The organism is Corallococcus praedator, assembly GCF_003612125.1.
Taxonomy (GTDB): Bacteria; Myxococcota; Myxococcia; order Myxococcales; family Myxococcaceae; genus Corallococcus; species Corallococcus praedator.
In genome coordinates, this window is record NZ_RAWI01000931.1 from 1 (window position 1) to 468 (window position 468).

Annotated in this window: 1 protein-coding gene; it reads right to left on the reverse strand. The window is 58.5% G+C overall.

Annotated features, from left to right (window positions below; all coding sequences use genetic code 11):
- Positions 1-468, reverse strand: a 468-nt coding sequence (locus tag D7Y13_RS46325) for a hypothetical protein (protein ID WP_208734604.1), incomplete at both ends; no start/stop codon positions are given.

The window sequence follows — 468 nt, forward strand, 5'->3', positions numbered from 1 at the left end:
AGCCAGAATTGCGATGCAGGGAGTGATACCGACGATCGCCACAATCGCCCGCATCAGCGAATCACTGGTCATTCCCAAGCCCAGCACGAGCAGGGGAGGCGCGATCGCCGCAAACACGGTGAATCCGGCTGTTGCTCCTTCGATTTGAACGCTTTGCAGACTCAGCCAGCCAATTAGATAGGCCAAACTGCCGATCGCACCTGACCACCAGCGTCGCCGCTGCCCCAAACCGCCCGCCGCCGTCAAGCCCCAAGCTGTGCCCCATCCGGCCAAGGCGAAAATTAGCAGGTCTGTTTCGATCGCGAAATCTAGCCCAGACGTTAATTGCGACAGCCAATCCGCAAACTCAGTTCCCCAAGAGGTGTAGAACGCGATCACATAGCCAACGGCAACGCCTGCGATCGCTCCCAACACGGCCAGCAAAGCGCTCCAAAGCGTGGCGAATAAGGCAGTGAGCATCCACCAGAT